The sequence below is a fragment of the Nocardioides sp. zg-1230 genome, assembly GCF_013155335.1.
Classification (GTDB): Bacteria; Actinomycetota; Actinomycetes; order Propionibacteriales; family Nocardioidaceae; genus Nocardioides.
In genome coordinates this window covers 245090-268336 of the sequence record NZ_JABJQZ010000005.1, presented here as the reverse complement: position 1 = coordinate 268336, position 23247 = coordinate 245090, and the positions used below count along the sequence as shown (strand labels likewise).

The following is a 23247-nucleotide window of genomic DNA, read 5'->3' as shown; positions in this document are numbered from 1 at the left end:
AGCGGGTCAGGCCGCGGAGGCGACCACGTCGCCGGCCGGACGTGCCGTGCGGATCGGCGTGCTCGCGACCAGGCCGACGGCGGCCTCCTCGATCGACACCGCGTCGGCGACGTCGCGCAGGACGTCGGACAGCGGGAGGTCCATCGCCTGGCACAGCGACGCCAGCAGCTCGGAGGACGCCTCCTTCTGGCCCCGCTCGATCTCGGAGATGTAGCCCAGGCTGACCCGGGCCTCGGCCGAGAGCTCCCGGAGGGTCATCCCGCGCTGCATCCGCGCACTGCGCAGCACGTCACCGAGCAGTCGTCGGAAGAGCACCATGCGCGAGTCCTTACTCTCGGAATGTCCGGTTGAGGAGAAGTCTCAGCCCCAACGCTACCCGAGGGCTCCTTCTTCCCGCCGACTTACCTCGACTTCGGGGCCTGCAGGTGCTCCTCGAGCAGCCCGAGAACTGCGTCACACGTCGACTGCCGGATCGCCGCCCGATCGCCCGGGAGGTCGAGGAGGCGCGCCGTCGCTCCTGCCCGATCGGCGAGTGCCACCCACACGGTCCCGACCGCCCGGCCCTCCTGCGGGTCGGGGCCGGCCACACCGGTGGTCGCCAGACCCCAGGTGGCTTGGAGCCGGTCCCGGACGCCGTGGGCCATCGCGATCGCGCACTGCTCCGAGACCACGCCGTGCTGCGCGACCAGCTCGTCCGGCACGCCGAGCACCGCGACCTTGACCCGGGTGGCGTACGACACCACGCCCCCGACGAAGCTTCCTGAGGCCCCCGGCACGTCGGTGATCCGCGCCGCCAGCAGGCCGCCGGTCAGGGACTCCGCCGTCGCGAGCGTCTCCCCGCGTGCGGCCAGGGCGTCGAGGACGCGCGCGGCCACGCTCCCCTCCGGCTGGCCTGACCACATGTCGGCGACACTAGCCGCATGGCGCTCCCCATCGAGGACTACGCACTCATCGGCGACCGGGGCACGGCGGCACTCGTCGGCAAGGACGGGTCGATCGACTGGCTGTGCCTGCCGCGCTTCGACTCCCCCGCCTGCTTCGCCGCGCTGCTGGGCACCGAGGAGAACGGCCGCTGGCTCCTCGCCCCGGCCGACGAGGTCCTCGCGACGAGCCGGCGCTACGTCGACGGCACAGCATGCCTGGAGACCACCTTCACCACGGCCGACGGCGAGGTGGTGCTGCTCGACGTGATGCCGGTCGGCGACGGCCGCGCGGACGTCGTACGCCGTCTCACCTGCACCCGCGGGACGGTGCGTATCCGCCACGACTGGGTGGTGCGCGCCGACTACGGCCTGGTGCGCCCCTGGGTGAGCCGGGAGCAGGCGCACGGCCAGGAGGTCGTGGTGGCCGTGGCAGGGCCCGACAAGTTCGTGCTCCGCGGTCCGCACCTCCCGCACGGCCACCACGGCCACCACAGTCACGAGCTCGACCTGTCGGCGGGCGACGAGGTGAGCTTCTCGACCACGTGGGTGCGCTCGTGGCGCGACGTGCCCGAACCGCTGGCGATCGACGAGCGCATCGACGCCACCACGGACCGCCAGCGTGCCTGGTCGGCCCGTGCACCCAGGGACGTCCCGCATGCGGACCTCGTCCAGCGCAGCCTGCTGACCCTGCTGCTCATGACCCACGCCGAGACCGGCGGGATCGTCGCTGCACCGACGACGTCCCTGCCCGAGGACTTCGGCGGCGAGCGCAACTGGGACTACCGCTTCTGCTGGCTCCGCGACGCGGCACTCACCCTGGAGTCGCTGCTCGGCTCCGGCTACGACGGCGAGGCGTTCGAGTGGCGCAACTGGTTGCTGCGCGCCGTCGCGGGCGACCCCGCGGACCTGCAGATCATGTACACGATCGACGGCGGCCGCCAGCTGCCCGAGCGCGAGGTTCCGCACCTGCCGGGCTACGCCAACAGCAGGCCGGTGCGGATCGGCAACGGCGCGGTGTGCCAGCGGCAGAACGACGTCCTGGGCGAGGTGATGATCGCGCTCGAGCTGGCCCGCGACGCCGGTCTCGAGGAGACCCACAACTCGTGGGCGCTGCAGCGCGCCCTCGTCGACGAGCTCGCCGACCACTGGGACCGGCCCGACAACGGGCTCTGGGAGATCCGCGGCCCGCAGCGGCACTTCACCCACTCCCGCGTGATGGTGTGGGTGGCCTTCGACCGTGCGGTGAAGGCGGTCGAGAAGCACGGGCTGGACGGTCCGGTCGACCGGTGGCGCGACCTGCGCGACCGCGTGCGCGAGGAGATCCTCGACAAGGGGTTCGACGACGAGCGGGGCACCTTCACCCAGCACTACGACACGACCGCAGTCGACGCCTCGCTCCTCACCATCCCCCTGGTCGGGTTCCTGCCGGGCGACGACCCCCGCGTGCTCGGCACGATCGACGCCGTCGTGGCCGACCTCGACGTGGGCGGCCTGCTGCTGCGCTACCGCACCGAGACGGGCGTCGACGGGATCGCGGGCGACGAGCACCCGTTCCTCGCGTGCTCCTTCTGGCTGGTCTCGGCTTTGGCGATGGCCGGCCGTCGCGAAGAGGCCCTCGAGCTGATGGACCGCCTGTGCGGGCTGGCCAACGACGTGGGGCTGCTCTCCGAGGAGTACGACGTCACCCACGGCCGGATGGCCGGCAACTTCCCGCAGGCGTTCAGCCACCTCGCACTCGTGCAGGCGGCCCTCGCCCTGCGCTGACACGCGCGCGGCCCCCGTCCTGCCGAGCAGGACGAGGGCCGCGGGGTCCGGGCCCGGGCCCGGGACGACTCAGCCGCGACGGACCTTGATCTTGGTGAACTCCGTGGTGCCGCGGACCTTGCGGCTCCCCTTGTACTTCACCTTGATGACCTTCTTGCCCGTGTTGGCGAACCGGTCGAGTCTCACGAAGGCCTTGCCCTTCTTCAGCTTGACCTTGTACTTCTCGCCGCCGGCCTTGACGACGATCTTGCCGTGGACCTTCGTGATGCCGAGGGCTGTGAGCTTGATCTTCACCCTCGTGCGGGTCTCGTCGGCGATGATCCGCCCGGGCTTGGTGCGGACCTTGAGCTCCGGCTTGCCCTTGCGGACGTCGATCGGGAGCGAGAACGTCGTGCCCGTCGTGGGTCCGGTGAAGGTGATCAGCTGCTTGCCGGTCCGCACCTTGCCCTTGATCTTCGCCGACACGGCGCTGGTTCCGTAGTCGTCGAAAACGGCGGTGCCGAGGGCGTTGACGACGGGCTGCGGGTCGAGCGCCTTCTCCCCGATCTTGACGTCGAGCTTGCCGTCCTTCGGGTCGTTGGGTCCGGTCATGGCGAGCGATGCCAGCTTGAGCTCGACCCTCTCGCCGAGCCGATAGAAGTGCCGCGCGCCGGCGGGCCAGGTGGCGTGGACGTGCTGCTGGTAGGTGTTGACCGGCAGCGGCGTCCTCGAGGCGAACGCGGCCATGTAGTCGACCATCGCCTGCAGGTCGATCTTTCCGGTGTCGCGCCTGCCGGTGGCGAGGTTGAAGGCGCGGAAGTTGTCGCCACCGGCCGCGAGGAAGGAGTTCGCCGTGACCGAGTACTGGGTGGTCGGCTGCAGCGCCACGCCGTTGAGCCACATCCCGGTCACCCGGTTGCCTTCGGCGCGGGTCGGGTCGTAGGTCGCGAAGAACCCCTTCGAGACGCCGAGGCGGAGGAACGGCCGGGTCGGGACCGCGCCCTTGTCGTCGCGCTGCCACTGCTGCTCGAGCAGCGTCTTGATCTGCGCGCCCGTCATCTTCATGTTGACCAGCGTGTTGGCGAACGGCTGGACGACGGCCGCCTGCTTGTACGTCACCCGCGCGGGATAGCCGCCCGGCAGACCACGCATGTCGTCGCGCAGGCCTCCGGGGTTCATGAAGGCGATCTGCGCGGCTCCGGCCTCGGGCGTCGAGGTGGCCCAGCGCTGGACCTCGGCCACGAGATTGCCCAGGGTGGACTCGCCACCGCGGTTCTCCGAGCCTGTCGAGAGACGTGCCCGGTCGAACGGACCCGCGATCGAGCCGAGCTGCGCCGCACCGAGCACCTCGGCGCGAGCGACGGCCTCGTCGACGATCTCCTGGACGTCCTCGCTCGTCTCGACGGCGGTCGGGTCGGTCACGTCCACGCTGTTGGCGGCCACGATCTCCTGGCTCACGACGCTCACCTGGTCGGTGTCCGGATCGACCCGGAAGACGAGCTTGTTGAGGTTGGTGCCGTACTGCCCGGCAGAGACGACGGGGCGCCCGCCGATGGTGTGGTTGTAGGCCAGGTGAGTGTGGCCCGAGATGATCGCGCTGACGTCACCGTCGACGCCGTTGACGATGCGGCCGAACGCGTTGCTGGTGCTCTGGGCGTCGGCGAGCGCGGTGGTGGGCGCACCCTCGTGCACCAGCAGGATCACGAGGTCGGCACCGGCCGCCTTGAGGGCGTCGGCAGCGGCGTTGGTCTCGTTGATGATGCTGCTCACCCTGACGTCGGCAATGCCGGCCGGGCTGACGAGGCTCGGGAGCTCCTCGGTGACGCCCCCGATGAAGCCGACCTCCACGCCGTCGACGGTCGTGGTCCACGTGCCGCCGTTGGACGAGTCGACCGGGTCCGGCGTGCGGGCGGTGATGTCGGGGAGCGCGTAGGAGTTGTCGGACCGCTTGCGCACGTTGGCGGCGATGTACTGCCACAGGGCTCCGCCGTAGGGGTTGGCAGTGGCGTCGAAGGGCGCCATCACGCGGTTGACCAGGTCGCCCCAGCCCTGGTCGAACTCGTGGTTGCCCGCAGCGGACACGTCGAGCCCGGCCCGGTTGAGCGCGTCGAGGGTTGGCTTGTCCTTCTGGATGAACGACTCGAACGTCGAGGCACCGATCAGGTCGCCGGCGGCCGCGAAGATCGTCGGGCCTGTGGCGTCGTGGTCGGCCTCGAGCTGGGCGACGGCGCCCGCGAACTGGGCGGCGCCCGCCTCCCCGCCGTTGGGCAGGAGACGGCCGTGGAAGTCGTTGGTGGCGAGGATCTGGATGTCGACGGGGACAGCGTGGGCCGGGGCTGTCGTGGCGATGACGGCGAGGGGCGCGGCGAGCAGCCCCGTCAATGAGGTCGCGAGAGCGAGTCTGCGACCGGTCCGTGATGCTGGCACGAGTCTGACCTTTCGACAGGGTGGGGGGAATACATCACCCTAAGCCCGGGTCGTACGACCCTTACCCGACGAAATCGTCATGAATTTGACCGAACGGCCCCCGTCCTGACGAGCAGGACGGGGGCCGTGGCGATGGTGCAGCCGGTGGTCAGGTCACGACCTGATCTTGAGCTTCACCACCATCTTGTCGCGCTTGACCGCGTCGTCGCCGAGGTAGCGCACGACCAGCTTCTTGGTCCCGGCCCGGTTGAAGGCGGGCAGCTTCACGATCGCCACGCCGTCCTTGACCTTGAACCGGTAGACCTTGTCGCTGCCCTTGCGGCGCACCTTGATCCAGCCGGACGCGCTCTCGTCGCCCGCCTTGACCTTCACCTTGAAGCGGACCTTCTCGCCCACCTCGCCGTTGGCCTGGACGGACTTCAGGGTCGGCTCCACCTTCTCGACCGCAGGCGGGGTGACCGGCGGGGTCACCGGCGGAGGGCCGGGCGGGGTGAACGGCGGCGTCGTCGGCGGGGTCGTCGGCGGGGTCGTCGGCGGGGTCGTCGGCGGGGTCGTCGGCGGGGTCGTCGGCGGGGTCGTCGTGCCCGGTGCGACTACCGCGACGTCGACCGTCGTCCTGCTCGGCTCGGCCACCAGGCGCACGATCGCGCCATCGGCGCCGGCCGGCACGTCCAGCGTCACCGAGGCGATGCCGTTGGTGACGGGGAAGGTGCCGAGCTCGGTCTCCGAGGTGCCGTCGACGAGGGTCGCCACCACCGTGGTGTTGGCCGGGCTGCCCAGTGACGTCAGGTCGAGCGTCGTCCCGGTGATCGGCGCAACGGTGTCTCCGGTCGGGCGTCCCAGCGTGAAGGTGCTGGTCTCCCCGGCCGTGAGCGTGGCCCCCAGGCCGTCCGCGAACACCTGCTGCCGCGCGAAGTCCGGCGCCAGCGGCTCCGCCTCCGTGCCGGTGGCAAGGTAGTCGCGCCACAGCTGGGCGTCGAGCAGGCCGGTGTCGACGTAGCTCCCGTCGGTGAAGGCCCGGAAGTTGTCACCGCCCTGTGCCAGGAACGACAGCGTGGAGACCGTGTACGTCGCCGCCGGGTCGAGCGGCTGGCCGTCGATGCGCACCGAGACGATCCGCGAGCCCGCGGGCTGCGACTCGTCGGCCACCACCTGCACGTTGTCGGAGAACCCGAGCTGCAGGTAGGGACGCGAGGACACCGTGCCGTCCGCGTTGGTCTGCCACTGCTGCTCCATGACCTGCTTGAGCTGCGCACCGGTGAGGTCGACGAGCGCGACCGTGTTGTTGAACGGCAGCACCGCATTGGCCTCGGCGAAGGTGACGACACCATTGGTGTTGGCCGGGTTGCTGCTGGTGTTGCCGGCGTAGATCAGGTCGGCACGGAGTCCGCCCGGGTTCGTCAGCCCCAGGTCGGGCTCGGCGAAGTCCGCCACTCCGTCGCGCAGCGCGTTGGCGACCAGGTCGCCGAGCGTCGACTCCGCCGCCCGGTCGTCACGGTTGCCACCGCTGTACGCCGTCGTGATGTCGGCGGCGATGCGACCGACCGGCCGGTTGCCGATCTCCTTTGCGTAGTCCAGCGCGGCCGTGGTGATCGTGTCGACCTCCTTGACGCGCGTCAGGCTCAGATCGGCTGCCGCCGCGCGGGCGACGTTGCGCTGGGTGTAGGACACGACGTCACCGGTCGCGGGGTCGACGGTCAGCTTGATCTGGCCGACGTTCTCGCCGTAGGACCCCGTCTGCAGGATCGGACGGGTGCGGCCGGCCTCGCCGGGCACCGGGCCGTCCCACGCGTACTGCTTGTGGGTGTGACCGGTGAAGATGGCGTCGACCTCGGCGGTGGTGTCGTTGACGATGGCGGCAAAGGCCCCACCCTCGGCGACCTCCTCCTCGAGCGTCGCGCCGTCGGGGATGCCGGCGCCGGCACCCTCGTGGTACTCGGCGACGATGACGTCCGCCTCGCCGTTGGTGTCGTCGCCGTCGGACAGCTGCGCTGCCACGCGGTTGACGGCCTCCACCGGGTCACCGAAGGACAGGTCCTCGATGCCGCCGGGGCTCACCAGCGCCGGGGTCTCCTCGGTCACCGCGCCGATGACGCCGACGGTGACCCCGCCGACCTCGAAGGTGTCGTACTCGTCGAGCACCGGGGTCGTGGTGCCCTCCTCGTAGACGTTGGCACCGAGGTAGGAGAAGTCGACGTCCGGGATGACGTCGTCGGTCAGGTCCGCGAAGCCCTGGTCGAACTCGTGGTTGCCGACCGCGGAGCTGTCCAGGTCGAGCGCGTCGAGCACGTCGAGGGTCGGGTCGTCGTCCTGGATCGCGGACGCGAAGAGCGACGCACCGATGTTGTCGCCGGCCGAGAGGAAGAGCGTCTTGGCGTCGCCGCCCTCCTGGCGGAGCTGCTCGACCGTGGTCGCGAACTTCGTGGTGTTGTTGTCGATACGACCGTGGAAGTCGTTGATGTTGAGCAGGTTGATCTCCGTCTGCGTTCCGCCCGGAGCCTCGATCCCGACGATCTCGGGGTTGTGGTCGGACGAGGCGAAGACGTCGCGCTTGAAGAAGTTCGTCGCGTTGTAGTTGTAGCGGCTGTACTGGTAGGCGACGGACTCGTCGGCGTTGATCTCCCACACGTCGGCGTCGGTCACGAGTGCCGTAGCGGCGTCGTTGCCCAGGACGTGGTCGAGCGAGCCCGAGAGGCCGCTGAAGCTGTAGGAGTAGTCACCCTCCTGCGACGACTCGATGATCGAGTAGCCGTTGTCGGCGAGGACCCGCATCGGGTCCTCCTCGGAGTAGGCGTTGAAGTCACCGGTGAGGAAGACCTCCTCCAGCCCGCGCTCGGCGGCGAAGGCGTCGGCGAAGTCGGCGAGCGCCTGGGCCTGCCGCGTGCGGTCGCCGTTGAACGCGCCCTGCGGACCGTTGGCGTTGTCGCCGGTGGCCTTGGGGTCGCTGTCGCCCTTGGACTTGAAGTGGTTGACCACGACCGCGAAGGCGGCGTCCGATCCGGCGCCGACCGGCTTGAAGGCCTGGGCGAGCGGCTGGCGGGCGTTGTTGAAGGCGGTGGAACCGACCAGCACCTTCGAGGCGCCGACCGTGTTCACGACCTTGGGGTCGTAGATGAACGCGGTGCGGATGACGTCCTGCGAGGCCAGGGGCGGCAGCGCCGAGGCCGACGGCGAGGGCACGAAGGCCCAGCGTCGCGTGCCCGCGTCGGCGTTGAGCGCCGCGACGAGCTGGCGCACGGCCGAGTCCCGGTCGGTCTCCCCGACCTTGATGGAGTTCTCGATCTCCTCGAGGCTCACCACGTCGGCGTCCATCGTGTTGATGGCCTCGACGATCTTGGCCTGCTGGCGCTCGAGGTCACCGAGCTCCGCAGCACCACGAGGACCGTTGTTGGTGCACGAGTTCACCCCGACCGGGTCGTCGTCGCGGTCCCGGTAGTAGGTGCAGGTGCCGAGACCCCGCTTCTCGAACGCGTGCCCGGTCACCGGGAAGTAGTTCAGGACGTTGAACGTGCCGATCTGGATGTCGCCGCCCACGTCGCGCGGCTCCACCTCCTGGGCGCGGGTGTCCTCGAAGGTCGCCACCGCGGAACCGTCGCCGGTCACCTGCTCGGTGGGCTGGAACTTCCACGTGTTGTTGCGGTAGTCGAGGATCACCGGCGCGACGAGGGTCGCCTTGGCGTCGACGCGGATGGAGCGCTCGCGGGTCAGCCACGGCAGCGCGATGTCCTGGTTGTCGCCTCCGCCGAACGGCAGGAAGTCGATGCTCGCCCCGTCGTCCAGGGTGACCGCACGTGCGGCGTTGTCGGCGACCTGCGCGTTGTAGGCGTCGGTGCCGACCGCGCCCACCTCGGTGGGCTGGATGAGCGGCTTGTCGCCCGTGGCCAGACCGATCTCGGCGTAGCGGTTGGTGCTGAAGACGTTGGTCACCGTGAAGGTGTCGGTCGGGGCCAGAAGCTCGCCCTCGTGCGCCTCACGGTCCGCAGCGGTGGTCGGGTACGCCGTCTCGAGCGCGGTGACGTCGGCGAGCGGAGTGTCGAGCACCGTGACGGCGCCCGGGGCGCTGGCGGTGATCTGGGTGGCGTTGTTGAACTCCGAGACCGTGCCGGTCACCTCGACCGAGTCGTCGATCTTCAGGCCTTGGGCGTTGCTGAATCCGGAGCCGCCGTAGACGAAGACCGCGTCGGAGGCGCCCGGGGTGGCGTCGGTCGCACCTCCGGTGCCACCGGTCTGGATGAAGAAGCCGTTGTAGGTGCCGGGGTACATCGCGGTGATGACGCCCTGGGTGGTCACCTCCTCGCCGTCGAGCGGCGAGGCCGCGCCCGTCCCTTGGATCTCGGCGATGGTGGCCTCGCCGTCGCTGGGCTCCTCGACGGGGCCGGTGGTGTCACCGGTGGCTGCGGTTGGGCTCGGTGCTCCCGGTGCGGCGAAGTCAGTTCGGTTGTTGTCTCGATCTACGGCCGTGGCACGTGATGCCGACGTGGTCGTCGAGAGAGATGCACCGGTGTTGTCCGTCTCGGAGGAGGTCGCCGTTCCGTAACCGACGAAGTCGATCACGTTCGCAACGGTGTGCATGCTGGTCCCGGTGGCCGTCACCGCGGTCGTGCCCGTAGCGAGGATCACCTGCCCGTTGGAGCCGGACATGTTCAGGACCGTCGTGGACGCCTCGAAGTCGGGCGTCGGAAGCTCCCCGCCGCCGCAGACCGCACCCGAGCAGTTGACCCGGGGCGAGGTCTGGACGAGATACGTGCTCTGCGGAGGGACCACCTCGTTCGGGAGCGCGAGGACGGCCGCCGACCCGGTGTTGGTGAAGCCGCCGCTTCGGTACTGCAGGCTCAGGCCCTTGAGGGGCACGGCGGACGCCGTGGGGTTGTAGAGCTCGACGAAGTCGACCTTGTAGGAAGCCGACGTCGAGGTCGAACCTCCACCGCCATAGACCTCGTTGATGATGAGATCTGTGCTGGCAGCGTTCGCAGGTGCTGCTGCTATCGGGGTGAGTCCGGCTGCCAGGACAGCCAGACCAGCTCCTGCCGCGATACGACGCGGCGAGGGGAGCGGTGCGCGCATGGGTGCTCCGAGTCTTCAGGGTTGATGTGACCGAGGCATCTTGACCCATCGCACCGACATTTGATCCCGACGAAGACGAACGGATATCGACCAATAAGTGACAAAATCGCCGTTTACCGATCGTCGAGACCTGACAGGTCTCACCCCTGAGTGCGGACGCCGCGTTCCCGCCGAACGTCGCGGAAGAACTCATAGCCGGACCACATCGTCATGGCGACGGCCGCAGCGAGCATGACCTGTGCGAGGTAGAACAGCGCCTCGCCGACCAGCCAGGGCCAGAAGTCGAACGCTCCGCCGTGGGCGTCACCGTGGGGCAGCGGCCAGAGCAGGAGGGCCAGGGCAAACGCCTGCAGGACGGTCTTGATCTTGCCGCTCTGGGCAGCAGGGATCACGACGTCCTTGAGGACGGACAGCCGCAGCAGCGTCACGCTCCACTCGCGTAGCAGGACGACGATGGTCACCCACCACCAGATGTCCCCCACGATCGAGAGGCCGATGAAGGCCATGCCCGTGATCGCCTTGTCGGCAATGGGGTCGGCGATCTTGCCGAAGTCGGTGATCAGGTTGTGCTTGCGTGCGAGGTCGCCGTCGATCTTGTCGGTGATCATCGCGACGGCGAACAGCCCGAACGCGACCCAGCGCCACAGCGGGTCGTTGCCACCGTCGTGGAGCAGCGCCCAGCCGAACAGCGGCACCATCGCGATGCGCAGCACCGTCAGCACGTTGGCGATGTTGAAGTTGGAGACCTGCTGCTCGGTCGTCATGCTCCGGCTCCGTCCACGCGTGCGATCAGGTCGACCCCGTCGGTGCCCGTCACGGTCCCGCTGAGCAGGTCGCCGACGCGGGCGTGGGCAGCACCGGTGAGCGTCGTCGTACCGTCGACCTCCGGACCCTGGTGGGCCGCCCGGCCCTCGACGACGCCGCCCTCGACCGACTCGACGAGCACGACGACCTCCTCGCCGACGCGCTCCTCGGCCCGCTGGGCGTTGAGCTCCTCGACGAGCGTCGTGACGTGCTCGGTGCGGGCGCGGATCTCGTCGTCGTCGAGCTTGAGGTCGTCGGCGAAGCCCGCGGCCTCGGTGCCGTCCTCGTCGGAGTAGCCGAAGACGCCGGTGACGTCCATGCGGGCCGCGACGAGGAAGTCGCACAGGGTCTGCAGGTCGTCCTCGGTCTCGCCGGGGAACCCGACGATGACGTTGGACCGTACGCCGGCCAGCGGGGCGAGCGAGCGGATCTGCTCGAGCAGCCCGAGGAAGCTGTCGGGGTCGCCGAAGCGTCGCATCCGCCGGAGCACCGCGGCGCTCGCGTGCTGGAACGACAGGTCGAAGTAGGGCACCACGCCGGGCGTCGAGGCGATTGCCTCGATCAGGCCCGGTCGTGTCTCGGCCGGCTGCAGGTAGGAGACCCGCACCCGCTCGATGCCGTCGATGCCGCTCAGCTCGGGCAGCAGCGTCTCCAGCAGGCGGAGGTCACCGAGGTCCTTGCCGTAGGAGGTGGAGTTCTCGCTGACGAGGAAGAGCTCCTTGACGCCCTGGGTGGCGAGCCACTGCCCCTCCTGCAGCACGTCGCTGGGGCGGCGGCTGACGAAGGAGCCGCGGAAGCTCGGGATCGCGCAGAAGGAGCAGCGACGGTCGCACCCGCTGGCCAGCTTGAGCGGAGCCATCGGCCCGGCGTCGAGGCGGCGGCGTACGGCTCGGGGACCCGTCGCGGGCGCACCCTCGCCGATGTCGCCGGGGTCGGCCACGACGTCGTGGCCCGGGACCGAGACACCGGACGCGTCGCGCTCGACCGGCGAGATCGGCAGCAGCCGTCGGCGGTCGGACGGGGTGTGCGCGTGGTGGGTCTCCCCCGCCACGATCGCGCGCAGCCGGGAGGCGATGTCGGGGTAGTCGTCGAAGCCGAGCACCGCATCCGCCTCCGGGAGCGACTCGGCGAGGTCCTTGCCGTACCTCTCGGCCAGGCAGCCCACCGCCACGACGGCCTGCGCTCGACCGCCGTGGCCGGCCGACGCCTTGAGGTCGGCGGCCTCCAGCAGCGTGTCGACGGAGTCCTTCTTCGCGGCCTCGACGAAGCCGCACGTGTTGACCACGACGGTGTCGGCGTCCTCGGCGTCGTCGACGAGCACGAACCCGCCGGCCTCGAGGCGCCCGGCCAGCTCCTCGGAGTCGACCTCGTTGCGGGCGCAGCCGAGGGTCACCACAGCGACGTTCAGTGGGGTCGGGGGGAGCTCTGTGTCAGTGGTCATCGCACCCGTGAGTATGCCGGGTCGGCCCCCCTCACCCCGCAACGTCGACACGGTGAGCACGCTCACCCGCGGCGCTCGCCCGATATCTGAGGACGCTGTGAACGGAATCAGAGGTGCTTCCCGTCCGCGACGTCCTCAGATATCCGTCCAAGGGCGGTGACGGCACGGAGTTCCGGGAGCTCAGTCGGCGACGAACGTGCCCTGACCAGCGACACCCGGCTCGCCCACCGGGCGGGACTCACCGCCGGCCAGCGAGACGGTCACGGCACCGTCGGACGACATCACGCGCACCGGCGGCGACGCCTGCAGCTCCCGGGTCTGGCCCACGGCGAGGGCCCCCTTGAAGACCTGCTCCCCCGCACCGTCCCGCACGACGACCTGCGCACCGCCCGATGCGGCGCTGACCACGACCGCCACCGGCTCGGCGAGCGGAGCCGTGCCCGCGCCCTGCGGTCCACCGGAGCCGTTGAGCACCGGCGTGGCGTTCCGGAGCTCGGGCGGGGTGTCCATCACGAGCCGGGCGATCGACCAGGCGAGCACGAGCGCCATCACCACGGCGACCAGGACGGACCAGTTCGGGCCGCGGCGGGTGCCACGGATGGAGCCGTGCGCGCCGGTGGCCAGCTCGGCCTCGAAGACCCGACGCGGGTTGATCGGCGCGTGCGCGTAGCGCTCGTCGTACGCCGCCAGCAGCGGCGCGACGTCGATGCCGAGCACGCGTGCGAGCGTGCGCAGGTGGCCGCGGGCGTAGAAGTCGCCACCGCAGGGCTCGAAGTCGTCGACCTCGACGGCCTCGATGACGTGCGGGCGGATCCGGGTGCGCTCGGCGAGCTGGTCGACGCTCAGGCCCAGCCGGGTGCGGGCCGCGGCGAGCTCCGGTCCGATGACCGGGTCCTCCGCGGGCTCGACCTCGAAGTCGTCGAGCACCAGCGGCTCGACGGGCTCTCCGGGCCGGGCGATCGCGCGGACGCGGTCGCCCCATGACTGGGTCTCCTCCACCAGGCTGACCCGCCCGGGACGGCGCAGCTCGCGACCTTCCGGCTCGTTCTCGTCGACGACGACGTCGCGTCGCACCTCCGAGCGCCGCGCGGCACCCGTCTCGCGCAGTGCTGCCGGCGTCGGGCTCGCCACGACCGGCTCGACGGCCACCTCGGACTCGACGGGCTCGGGCTCGACGGGCTCGGGCTCGACGGCCTCCGGTTCGACCGGCTCGGCAGCCTCTCCCGTCCCGTCCTCCGGCGTCTCCTCGACCTCGTCGGCCGCAGGCTCGAGCACCACGATCTGGCTGGCGTCACGCGCGACCCGACCGAGAGCCTCGGTGAGGTCGCCGTCGGCGCCGCTGACGCGCGTCGAGAGCCCGAGCGGCACCGCGAACGGTGCGCCGTGCAGCAGCCGGGAGATGCTGGTGTGGCGCTTGCCGGTGCCGGTGAGCTCGGCCTCGATCAGCTCGAGGTTGTGGGGTACGACGACCAGGCGGCCGTCGCGGAGCAGGCCCCGCCTGGGCGTGTGCTCGACGTGGTGCACCGCCGTCCACGGCAGTCCGCGCCACGTGCGGCCCAGACGGATCCGGATCCCCTGCGCGTCGGCGACGAGCAACGGCGTACGGGCGTCGACGAGGCCGACGAGCCAGTAGGCACCCAGCAGGCCCATCGCGACCACGAAGGCCCAGTCGAGCGCGGACCCGGTCTGGGTCGCCCGACCGAGGTAGGCGATGGCGACCGCGGAGGCGGTCAGCCCGACGCCGGCGGCGACGGCCGCGCTGCGACGTACCTCCACCGCGTCGGGAGCGACCGCGAGCGACTCGTGCTCACCGGTCTGGTCGTAGGTGTCGTCCTCGTGCACTGCCTCTTCGAACGATCTGGCGCCCATCAGGCTCCCCCCTCCAACGTGGCGATCACGGAATCGAGCTCGTCCGGCTTGACCAGGACGTCGCGGGCCTTGGAGCCCTCGCTGGGGCCGACGACCCCGCGGCTCTCGAGGATGTCCATCAACCGGCCCGCCTTGGCGAAGCCGACGCGCAGCTTGCGCTGGAGCATCGAGGTCGAGCCGAACTGCGTGGAGACGATCAGCTCGATGGCCTGCACCACGAGCTCCATGTCGTCGCCGATGTCGTCGTCGAGCTCGCGCTTGGACTCCTTCGGCGCCGTCACGTCCTCGACGTAGGTCGGCTCGAGCTGGTCCTTGCAGTGCTTGACGACCTGGTGGATCTCCGCCTCGGTGACCCACGAGCCCTGGACACGCACCGGCTTCGAGGCGCCCATCGGCAGGAAGAGCCCGTCACCCTGGCCGACCAGCTTCTCGGCACCCGGCTGGTCGAGGATGACCCGACTGTCGCCCAGCGAGCTCGTCGCGAAGGCGAGCCGGGAGGGCACGTTGGCCTTGATCAGTCCGGTCACCACGTCGACCGACGGTCGCTGCGTGGCGAGCACCAGGTGGATGCCGGCCGCGCGGGCGAGCTGGGTGATGCGGACGACCGAGTCCTCGACGTCGCGGGGCGAGACCATCATCAGGTCGGCCAGCTCGTCGACGATCACCAGGAGATAGGGGTACGGCGTCAGGGTGCGCTCGCTGCCCGCCGGCACCTCGACCTTGCCGGCCCGCACCGCCTTGTTGAAGTCGTCGATGTGGCGGAAGCCGAAGTTGGCCAGGTCGTCGTAGCGCATGTCCATCTCGCGCACCACCCACGCCAAGGCCTCGGCGGCCTTCTTCGGGTTGGTGATGATCGGGGTGATCAGGTGCGGCACGCCCTCGTAGGCGTTGAGCTCCACCCGCTTCGGGTCGACCATGATCATCCGCACCTCGTCGGGCGTGGCCCGCATCAGGATCGAGGTGATCAGGGAGTTGATGAAGCTGGACTTGCCGGAGCCGGTCGCACCTGCGACCAGCAGGTGCGGCATCTTCGCCATGTTGGCCACGACGAACCCGCCCTCGACGTCCTTGCCGAGCCCGGCGACCATCGGGTGGTGGTCCGAGCGGGCAGTGTTGGACCGGAGCACGTCGCCGAGGGAGACGATCTCCTTGTCGGTGTTGGGGATCTCGATGCCGATCGCCGACTTGCCGGGGATCGGGCTGAGGATGCGGACGTCGGCCGAGGCGACGGCGTAGGCGATGTTCTTCGACAGCGCGGTGACCTTCTCCACCTTCACCGCCGGTCCGAGCTCGACCTCGTAGCGGGTCACCGTCGGGCCGCGGGTGTAGCCGGTGACGGTGGCGTCGATGCCGAACTCGTCCATCACCTGCATCAGCCGCTCGACGACCGCGTCGCTGGCCTTGGAGCGCGCCTTGTGCGGCGAGCCCGGCTTGAGCGAGGAGTTGTCGGGCAGGGAGTAGGTGATGTCGCCCGACAGCGCCAGCTGCTCCACCCGGGCGGGGAGCGGCGTGTGCGGCGGCGGCTCGACGGGTCCGGTGTCGTCCTTGCCACCGCCCGTGATCGCTCCGACGGCCGGGGTGACCTCGGTCGGAGCGTCCGCGGAGCTGTCGATCGGGTCGGCGAACAGGTCGATCCCGTAGTCCTCCTGGGGCTCGCCGCCCTCGTCGGACGGGGCCTTCTTCTTCCGACGCTTCCTCAGCTCGCGGTCGGCGAGCACCGGACTGTCGTAGGCGGGGTCGCCCATCTCGGGGTCGATCTCGTCGTCGAGCATCGACCGACGGCGCGTGCGCGCCGGCTTGGTCGGCTCGTCGGTCTCGGCCTCGGTGGCCGCCGTGCGACCCAGGGCCTTGTCGCGCAGCTCGGCCAGCCGGGCCGGGACCTGGTAGACCGGCGTCGCGGTGATGATGAGGATGCCGAAGATCGCGAGGAGCGCCAGCAGCGGCACGACGACGTACGTCGTCTGCATGAGGTCGAGCAGCAGGCTCGAGGTGACGTAGCCGACGGCACCGCCGGCCTCCTGGAGGTTGGTGGCGTCGCCGAGGACGGGCTGCGGGTTGCCGTTGGCGATGTGCACGATGCCGAGGAGCCCGAGCGTGAAGGCCGCCCAGCCGATCACCTGGCGGCCTGCGGGGCCGTTGCGCTCGGGGTCGCGAAGGGTGCGCCAGCCGGCGTAGACGAGGAACAGCGGGACGAACCAGCCGACCTTGCCCACCGCCCCCGAGGTGAGCGAACGGGCGAAGTCCATCACCCCACCGGGCAGCTGCCACCACACCGCGGCCGCCACGACCATGGCGAAGCCGAGGAGGAACAGCCCGACGCCGTCGCGGCGGTGCTCGGGGTCGAGGTCGCGGGCCGACTGCCCGATCGACCGGGCGACCGCGCCCACGGCGTGGGCGATGCCGAGCCAGGCGGCGGCGACGCCGCGGCCGAGCACGCCGAACAGGCGCGAGACCGGACCCGGTCCGCTCCTGACGGCACGGGGTGCCGGGCGCGCGGTCGAGCGGCTCCGGCCCTTCGCTGAGGCGCGAGGGGCGGGGCGCTTGCTGGTACTCCGTGATCGGGTGCTCGAACCCTTGGTGGTGCGCTTGGATCCAGACGTGCTCGAGCTCCGCGACCCCGGCGGGGAAGACGTACGGGTCGCCATGGTTTGACCCTACGGCCACGCCACACCAGTCACAGGGACCACACGAGTGCGTGTCGTGCACAGCCACCCCTGGGGGGGCAATCTTCCACCCTCCCTTCACATTGTCGGACGTCCTACTTAAGGTGAGCCGCGTCACTCGGGCGACCTTTGGTTCCGAGTGCGTCTCGAAATCGGAGGAAAGAGAGTGAAGCTCCTCAACAGAGGACTTGCACTCGCCGTCGTAGGGGCCGGCCTCGCCGCGCTCCCGACGATCGGCGTGCAAGCAGCGCCGGCCGCACAGGCCGACCCCGACGGCGTTGCCGTCACCAAGATCCGCGGCGCCGCATCGGGCGCCGTGGCGATTCGGCGACACCCCGCGACCGACAAGGTCGGCTTCGTCCGGGCCGAGGGCGCCTCGGGCGACCTTCTCCCGAGCGTGGCCGCCGACGGCCGTCAGGGTGCGGTCGACAAGGCAGAGGCCTACCTCGACGAGTTCGCCGGCGCCTTCGGCGCCCGAGCCGGCGAGCTGGCGCAGACCGAGGTCTACGCCGACAAGGCCGGCTGGTCGGTCACCTTCCAGCAGTCCTACCGGGGCGTGCCGGTCTTCGCCGGCGAGGTCAAGGCCCACGTGGACCGCGAGGGCGACCTCACGTCGGTCAACGGCTTCGCCGCACCCGCCCTCTCGCTCGACGTGACGCCGCGCCTGTCCAAGGCCGAGGCGTCGGAGACGGCCCTGGCCGCCGTCAAGGCCAAGCCGTCCGGCTACGAGGACGGCGGGCCCGCCGGCTACCGCGACGGCCTGACCGTCCGCAAGGCCGAGCTCACCATCTACCGCACGGGCAGCACGCGCGGCATCGACGGTGAAGCCCGTCTGGCCTGGGCCGTGGAGGTCTGGAACAAGGCCACCATCCGCGAGTCGCTGATCCTCGACGCCGCCACCGGCAAGCCCCTCAACCGCTGGTCGATGATGGCCCACGCGCTCGAGCGCCACGTCTACGAGGCCCAGCAGAAGGCGCCCTACGGCTACGACCACGTGTGGAGCGAGGGCCAGGCCTTCCCGAGCACCATGACCGAGGACCAGAAGAACGAGGCGCTCGGCGCGTCGGAGTCCTACTGGCTCTTCCGCAACACGTTCGGCTACAACAGCTGGGACGGCAACAGCGGTCCGATGTACACCATCAACAACGACCCGCGGATCAGCTGCCCCAACGCCAACTGGAACGGCTTCTCCACCAACTACTGCACGGGCGTCACCGGTGACGACACCGTCGCCCACGAGTGGGGCCACGCCTACACCGAGTCGACCTCGGGCCTGATCTACCAGTGGCAGTCCGGCGCGATGAACGAGGCCTACTCCGACATCTGGGGCGAGACCGTCGACATGCTCAACAAGCGCCAGAACGAGGGCGGCGAGACGCCGGCCGCCCCCGTCTACCGCACGCCCGGGCTGTGCTCGGACTACACGCGCTCCGACATCACCATGGAGATCACCGCTCCTGCGAGCGTTGCAGGGCCGTGCACCGCTGCCCCGGCCTCCTTCGGACCGACCATCGGGCAGACCCCGGTGACCGGCACCGCGGTCGTCGGCATCGACGGCACGGGCACCCTGTCCGACGGCACCGTCGACAGCTCGACCGGCAACGGCTGCCTGGCGTTCACCAACGCCGGCGCCATCTCTGGCAACTGGGTCTACGTCGATCGCGGCGAGTGCACCTTCGGCACCAAGGCCGCCAACGCGCAGGCCGCGGGCGCGAAGGGCATCGTCGTGGGCGACAGCGTCGCCGGCCGCGCGCCGATCTCGATGTCCGGCTCCGCCAACATCTACGGCGTGATGGTCACCCGTGAGGACGGCACGAAGTTCAAGAACGCCGGCGGTCCGGTCAGCTTCACCACCCAGGCCGTCCCCGCCGACACCGACGAGACCTACCGCTGGCTCTCGGGCGAGTCCGACCCCGCCTTCGGCGGTGCGATCCGGGACATGTGGAACCCCAACTGCTACGGCGACCCGGGCAAGGTCTCGGACGAGGAGTACCACTGCACCAGCGACGACGGCGGCGGCGTCCACTCCAACTCCGGCGTGGTCAACCGCACGTTCGCCCTGCTGGTGGACGGCATGGACGGACAGGGCACCGGGATCGGCTTGGACAAGGCGGCGTGGCTGTTCTGGCACACCCAGAGCAACTACCTGACCCCGGCGTCCTACTTCCCCGACCTGGCCGACGGCCTCGAGGCCTCGTGCGTGGCGCTCACCGGCGTGACGATCGAGAAGGTCACGCTCGGCGACCCGAAGCGGGCCGACGGCGCCGACGGCGGCGTCACCCAGCCAGCGGTCGTCCAAGGGGGCATGAAGAAGGCGGACTGCGCCTACCTCACGAGCGTGATCGCCGAGACCGAGCTGCGCACGGACCCGTCCGAGCAGTGCGCCTGGGAGCCGCTGCTCGCCAAGGAGGGCATGCCCGTCCTGGACTGCGGTGAGGGCACCACGGTCACCACCTCGTTCTCGGAGGACTTCGAGGACGGCCTCGCCGGCTGGACCCAGGACGAGGAGCTCGGCTACCCGACCTCCACCGGTCGCCCGTGGGTGGCCTCGACCGACGCTCCCGACCACTCCGGCGGTGTCGCGTTCGGCCCCGACCCGGTCGAGGGCGACTGCGACCCGGCGAGCGACGACATCACGAGCCGCAACGGGCTGATCAGCCCGGCCATCGCGGTGCCGTCCGGTGACTCGCCGCGTCTGTCGTTCGACCACTACGTGGCGACCGAGGCGACGTGGGACGGCGGCAACCTGAAGGTGAGCGTCAACGACGGCGACTTCGAGATCGTCCCCGCCGACGCCTACCTGTTCAACGCGCCCGGTGGCGAGCTGGACTCGCGTCAGGGCCCGATGGGCGGCGAGCCCGCCTGGACCGGCACCGACGGTGGCCAGCTCAACGGCTCGTGGGGCACCTCGGTCGTCGACCTCGGCGCACTCGCAGCGGAGGGCGACTCGGTGGAGTTCCGCTTCGACATGGGTCGCGACGGCTGCAACGGCATCGACGGCTGGTACGTCGACAACGTGAAGGTCGAGGTGTGCGCCGACGCGGCCACCACCCCGCCCACCACGGAGCCCACGCCCACCCCGACGCCGACGCCGACGCCGACGCCGACCCCGACGCCCACCCCGGAGCCGATCGCGGACTCGACGACCACGGGCAAGGTCTCCCCGAAGCGGCCCCGCTTCGGCCACGACTTCACCGTGATCGGAAAGGTCCAGACGGAGAACCGGGCACTGCGTGGACGGGTCATCTTCCGCATCGACGGCAAGCGCATCGGCTCGCGCAAGGTCCGCGAGGGCCGCGTGGTGATGACGGTCCGGAAGAACTACGGGGTCGGCAAGCACACGCTGGTCGTCGTCTACCGCGGCACCGCCCAGGTGGCGAGGAGCAAGGACAAGCTGACGTTCAGGATCCGACGCTGACCCTGACGCCCGGCTAGCACGAGCGAAGGCCCCGACGGAGCGATCCGCCGGGGCCTTCGTACGTCTGCGCCCCCGACGGTGCGCGGATCAGGCCAACCCGGTGAGCCAGGGCAGCACCACCAGCACGGTGGGGAGGGCCAGGATGGCGACGGCGAGACCGGAGACGGCGGCCGCCTGCCAGGGGTGGGAGCGGGCGTCGCGCAGCACCTCGACCCGGGCAGCGAGCGAGCCGGACGACCCGAGCGAACCGGCCGGCGCGGTCGACCCGGCAAGCGTGACGAGCGCCGACACGAGCGCGCGGCGGTCGCCGCTGCGGCAGGCCGCCCGGTCGGCGAGCACCTCCACCAGCACCTCCACCTCACGGCGGGCCGCGGCGCTCGCGACCCAGCGAGGGAACGCCAGGTGGAGGGCCGTGAACGCCTCCAGCACGAGGTCGTGACGCGCGCGCAGGTGCGAGCGCTCGTGCTCGAGGACCGCACCGAGCTCAGCCGGGGAGAGGTTGGTGAGGGTCGAGCGCGACACGACGATGCGCGACCCGCTCATGCCCGGCACGCAGTAGGCCACCGGCACGTCGTGGTCGAGGACCGACACTCCCCCGTCGGTCCGCGCCACCAGGTCGACGCGCTCGCGGTGCCGTCGGCGCATCCGCCGCAGCGACGTACCGGTGCGGTGCCCGCTCAGCAGCAGGCGAGCCAGCACGACCAGGGTGATCGCCCCCGCGACGGCGGCCACCACGACGTCGCCGGGGCCTGCCGGGTCCTCCCAGAGCCGTTCGGTCACCAGCGACAGCCCGGCGCCGAGCGCCGCGAGGACCGCGGCCAGCGCGGTGCTCTGCCACAGCAGCATGGCCGCGGCGGGCGTGCGACGGAGCCCGGTCCACCGTGACAGCACCCACGGCAGCGGCCCGGCCAGGAGCACGGCGAGCGTGCCGAGGACGACAGGTGTCGGCATCGCCGGTCGGGTCAGCCCAGGTGGTCGAGGGCGCGCCGCAGCGCGGCCAGGTCCTCGGCGCTGGCCTCCCCCACGAACGAGACCAGTGCCTGCTCGCGGTCGCCGCTGGTGCCCTCGAGCGCCTCGTGCATGAGCTCGGCCGTCATCGCGGCCCGGGTGAGTCGCGGTGCGTAGCGGAACGCGCGGCCCTCGCGCTGTCGTACGACGAGGTCCTTGCGGGCCAGCCGGTCGAGGACCGTCATCACGGTCGTGTAGGCCAGGTTGCGGCCGGCGAGCCGCTCGTGCACCTCCCGGCCACTGACCCCGGGCCCGTCCGGGCTCGCGGTGCGGCCGGCCGCGTCGAGGTCCCACAGCACCTCGAGGACGGCCTGCTCGAGCTCCCCCGTCCGGGACCTAGGACTCATGGAACAGGAGTCTAGAGGCCCTGACCCCGGAACTACGACACGGCGTAGTATCTACTACGCTGTGTAGTAACTCCTTCGCCGAAAGGGTCCCATGGACGTCCTCGACATCGCCCGCTGGCAGTTCGGGATCATCACCGTCTACCACTTCCTGTTCGTGCCGCTGACGATCGGGCTCACGGCTGTCATCGCCGGGCTGGAGACCGCGTGGGTGCGCACCGGCAAGGAGGACTACCTCCGGCTGACGAAGTTCTTCGGCAAGCTGTTCCTCATCAACTTCGCCATCGGCGTGGTGACCGGCATCGTGCAGGAGTTCCAGTTCGGGATGAACTGGTCGGACTACTCGCGCTTCGTCGGCGACGTGTTCGGGGCCCCGCTGGCCGTCGAGGGACTCCTGGCCTTCTTCCTCGAGTCGACCTTCCTCGGGCTCTGGATCTTCGGCTGGGACAAGCTCCCCCGAGGCCTGCACGCGGGCTGCATGTGGCTGGTGCACCTCGGCACGCTCGCCTCGTCGTGGTTCATCCTGGCCGCCAACTCCTGGATGCAGCACCCGGTGGGCTACCGCTTCAACCCCGAGTCGGGTCGCGCGGAGCTGACGGACTTCTGGGCGGTGATGTTCAACAAGGTCCAGGTGGTGACGTTCCCCCACGTGATCTTCGCTGCGTACATGACCGCGGGCACCTTCCTGCTCGGCGTCTCGGCCTACCTCTACATGAAGAAGAAGCACGAGGCCGACCGCCCGATGTACCACAGCGCCATCCGCATCGGCGCGGTCGTCACGCTGCTGGCGGGGATCGGCGTCGCCGTCACCGGCGACCTGCAGGGCAAGGTCATGACCGAGGTCCAGCCGATGAAGATGGCAGCCGCCGAGGGCCTCTACGAGACCAGCGACAGCTGCGCACCGTTCTCGGTCTTCACCATCGGCACCCCCGACGGGAAGGAGGAGAAGTTCGCCGTCACCGTCCCCTGCCTGCTGTCCTTCCTCGGCACCGGGTCCTTTGACGGCACCGTCGAGGGGATCAACCCGCTGCGCGAGGAGTACGCCGAGACCTACGGCTCCGACCCGGCGTCCAAGGCCTTCACCGAGGGCGACTACACCCCCGTGATCCCGGTGACCTACTGGTCGTTCCGCTTCATGATGGGCCTCGGCTTCTTCGCCGCGGGCGGCGCTGCGCTGATCCTGTGGCTGACCCGCAAGGGGCGCACGCCCGGGGTCCGCTGGCTCGGCGTCCTCGGGCTGAGCCTGCCGATCGCCACGACGCTGGCGTCGTCGTGGGGCTGGATCTTCACCGAGATGGGCCGGCAGCCGTGGGTCGTGTTCGGCCTGATGACCACCGAGTCCGGCGTGTCGCCCGGCGTCTCGACCTTCGAGGCCGCCACGTCCCTCGTCGTGCTCACCTCGCTGTACGCCGTTCTCGCGGTGATCGAGGTCAAGCTGCTCGTCACCTACATCAGGAAGGGCGCCGACCCCTACGAGGAGCCGCCCCGCGTCAAGGTCGGCGGCTCCGACGACGAGGACGCCCCGCTCACCTTCGCCTACTGA

At 70.4% G+C, this 23247-nt stretch carries 13 protein-coding genes; 3 read left to right on the top strand and 10 right to left on the bottom strand.

The genetic code is table 11. The features are described 5' to 3' along the window. Positions 1-6: 6 nt before the first annotated feature. Together HOO61_RS17110 and HOO61_RS17105 are read right to left on the bottom strand one after the other, a co-directional pair. Positions 7-318, bottom strand: coding sequence for a helix-turn-helix domain-containing protein (locus tag HOO61_RS17110; RefSeq protein ID WP_172260634.1), 312 nt, complete (start codon positions 316-318; stop codon positions 7-9). 83 nt (positions 319-401) lie between these two features. Beyond that, positions 402-902, bottom strand: coding sequence for a CinA family protein (locus tag HOO61_RS17105; RefSeq protein WP_172260632.1), 501 nt, complete (start codon positions 900-902; stop codon positions 402-404). A gap of 18 nt (positions 903-920) precedes the next feature. On the opposite strand from HOO61_RS17105, the gene HOO61_RS17100 reads away from it, so the two are divergent. After that, a complete protein-coding gene (locus HOO61_RS17100) occupies positions 921-2687 on the top strand; it encodes a glycoside hydrolase family 15 protein (RefSeq protein ID WP_172260630.1) in 1767 nt (588 codons plus the stop codon). A gap of 69 nt (positions 2688-2756) precedes the next feature. Here the strand turns inward: HOO61_RS17100 and HOO61_RS17095 are convergent, their stop codons facing one another. The 6 genes from HOO61_RS17095 to HOO61_RS17070 all read right to left on the bottom strand — a co-directional run bounded on the left by HOO61_RS17095 (position 2757) and on the right by HOO61_RS17070 (position 16916). Then, positions 2757-5093 carry a bifunctional UDP-sugar hydrolase/5'-nucleotidase gene (locus HOO61_RS17095; RefSeq protein ID WP_172260628.1) on the bottom strand — a complete coding sequence of 779 codons (2337 nt, stop codon included), beginning with the start codon at positions 5091-5093 and terminating at the stop codon, positions 2757-2759. 153 nt (positions 5094-5246) lie between these two features. Continuing rightward, on the bottom strand, positions 5247-10157 hold the full coding sequence (locus tag HOO61_RS17090; protein ID WP_172260626.1) for an ExeM/NucH family extracellular endonuclease: 4911 nt from the start codon (positions 10155-10157) through the stop codon (positions 5247-5249). A gap of 140 nt (positions 10158-10297) precedes the next feature. Next, entirely contained in the window at positions 10298-10921 is a 624-nt protein-coding gene (pgsA, locus tag HOO61_RS17085; protein WP_172260624.1) for a CDP-diacylglycerol--glycerol-3-phosphate 3-phosphatidyltransferase, read from the bottom strand. Continuing rightward, positions 10918-12369 carry a 30S ribosomal protein S12 methylthiotransferase RimO gene (rimO, locus tag HOO61_RS17080; protein ID WP_216659086.1) on the bottom strand — a complete coding sequence of 484 codons (1452 nt, stop codon included), beginning with the start codon at positions 12367-12369 and terminating at the stop codon, positions 10918-10920. Before rimO ends, pgsA begins: the two co-directional genes overlap by 4 nt. Before the next feature lie 213 nt (positions 12370-12582). Next, positions 12583-14271, bottom strand: coding sequence for a helix-turn-helix domain-containing protein (locus tag HOO61_RS17075; RefSeq protein WP_172260620.1), 1689 nt, complete (start codon positions 14269-14271; stop codon positions 12583-12585). Beyond that, positions 14271-16916 (bottom strand): DNA translocase FtsK, encoded by a 2646-nt coding sequence (locus tag HOO61_RS17070; RefSeq protein ID WP_172260618.1) that lies wholly within the window; start codon positions 16914-16916, stop codon positions 14271-14273. The genes HOO61_RS17075 and HOO61_RS17070 overlap by 1 nt, the downstream gene beginning before the upstream one ends. Positions 16917-17100: 184 nt before the next feature. On the opposite strand from HOO61_RS17070, the gene HOO61_RS17065 reads away from it, so the two are divergent. Then, positions 17101-20352 (top strand): M4 family metallopeptidase, encoded by a 3252-nt coding sequence (locus HOO61_RS17065; RefSeq protein ID WP_172260616.1) that lies wholly within the window; start codon positions 17101-17103, stop codon positions 20350-20352. An 87-nt stretch (positions 20353-20439) separates the two neighbouring features. Here HOO61_RS17065 and HOO61_RS17060 read toward each other — a convergent pair whose 3' ends face one another. Further along, entirely contained in the window at positions 20440-21303 is an 864-nt protein-coding gene (locus tag HOO61_RS17060; protein WP_172260614.1) for a M56 family metallopeptidase, read from the bottom strand. Between the two features lie 11 nt (positions 21304-21314). Then, the gene (locus HOO61_RS17055) at positions 21315-21707 is read right to left on the bottom strand and encodes a BlaI/MecI/CopY family transcriptional regulator (RefSeq protein WP_172260612.1); all 393 of its coding nucleotides are present in this window, start codon (positions 21705-21707) and stop codon (positions 21315-21317) included. 91 nt (positions 21708-21798) lie between these two features. On the opposite strand from HOO61_RS17055, the gene HOO61_RS17050 reads away from it, so the two are divergent. Beyond that, a complete protein-coding gene (locus HOO61_RS17050) occupies positions 21799-23247 on the top strand; it encodes a cytochrome ubiquinol oxidase subunit I (protein WP_172260610.1) in 1449 nt (482 codons plus the stop codon).

Bases quoted from the DNA above. Each gene is read 5' to 3' on its own strand.
- HOO61_RS17055 (WP_172260612.1), bottom strand. From the start codon at position 21,707: ATGAGTCCTAGGTCCCGGACGGGGGAGCTCGAGCAGGCCGTCCTCGAG.
- HOO61_RS17105 (WP_172260632.1), bottom strand. From the start codon at position 902: ATGTGGTCAGGCCAGCCGGAGGGGAGCGTGGCCGCGCGCGTCCTCGAC.
- HOO61_RS17090 (WP_172260626.1), bottom strand. From the start codon at position 10,157: ATGCGCGCACCGCTCCCCTCGCCGCGTCGTATCGCGGCAGGAGCTGGT.
- HOO61_RS17060 (WP_172260614.1), bottom strand. From the start codon at position 21,303: ATGCCGACACCTGTCGTCCTCGGCACGCTCGCCGTGCTCCTGGCCGGG.
- HOO61_RS17100 (WP_172260630.1), top strand. From the start codon at position 921: ATGGCGCTCCCCATCGAGGACTACGCACTCATCGGCGACCGGGGCACG.
- HOO61_RS17070 (WP_172260618.1), bottom strand. From the start codon at position 16,916: ATGGCGACCCGTACGTCTTCCCCGCCGGGGTCGCGGAGCTCGAGCACG.
- pgsA (WP_172260624.1), bottom strand. From the start codon at position 10,921: ATGACGACCGAGCAGCAGGTCTCCAACTTCAACATCGCCAACGTGCTG.
- HOO61_RS17050 (WP_172260610.1), top strand. From the start codon at position 21,799: ATGGACGTCCTCGACATCGCCCGCTGGCAGTTCGGGATCATCACCGTC.
- HOO61_RS17110 (WP_172260634.1), bottom strand. From the start codon at position 318: ATGGTGCTCTTCCGACGACTGCTCGGTGACGTGCTGCGCAGTGCGCGG.
- HOO61_RS17075 (WP_172260620.1), bottom strand. From the start codon at position 14,271: ATGGGCGCCAGATCGTTCGAAGAGGCAGTGCACGAGGACGACACCTAC.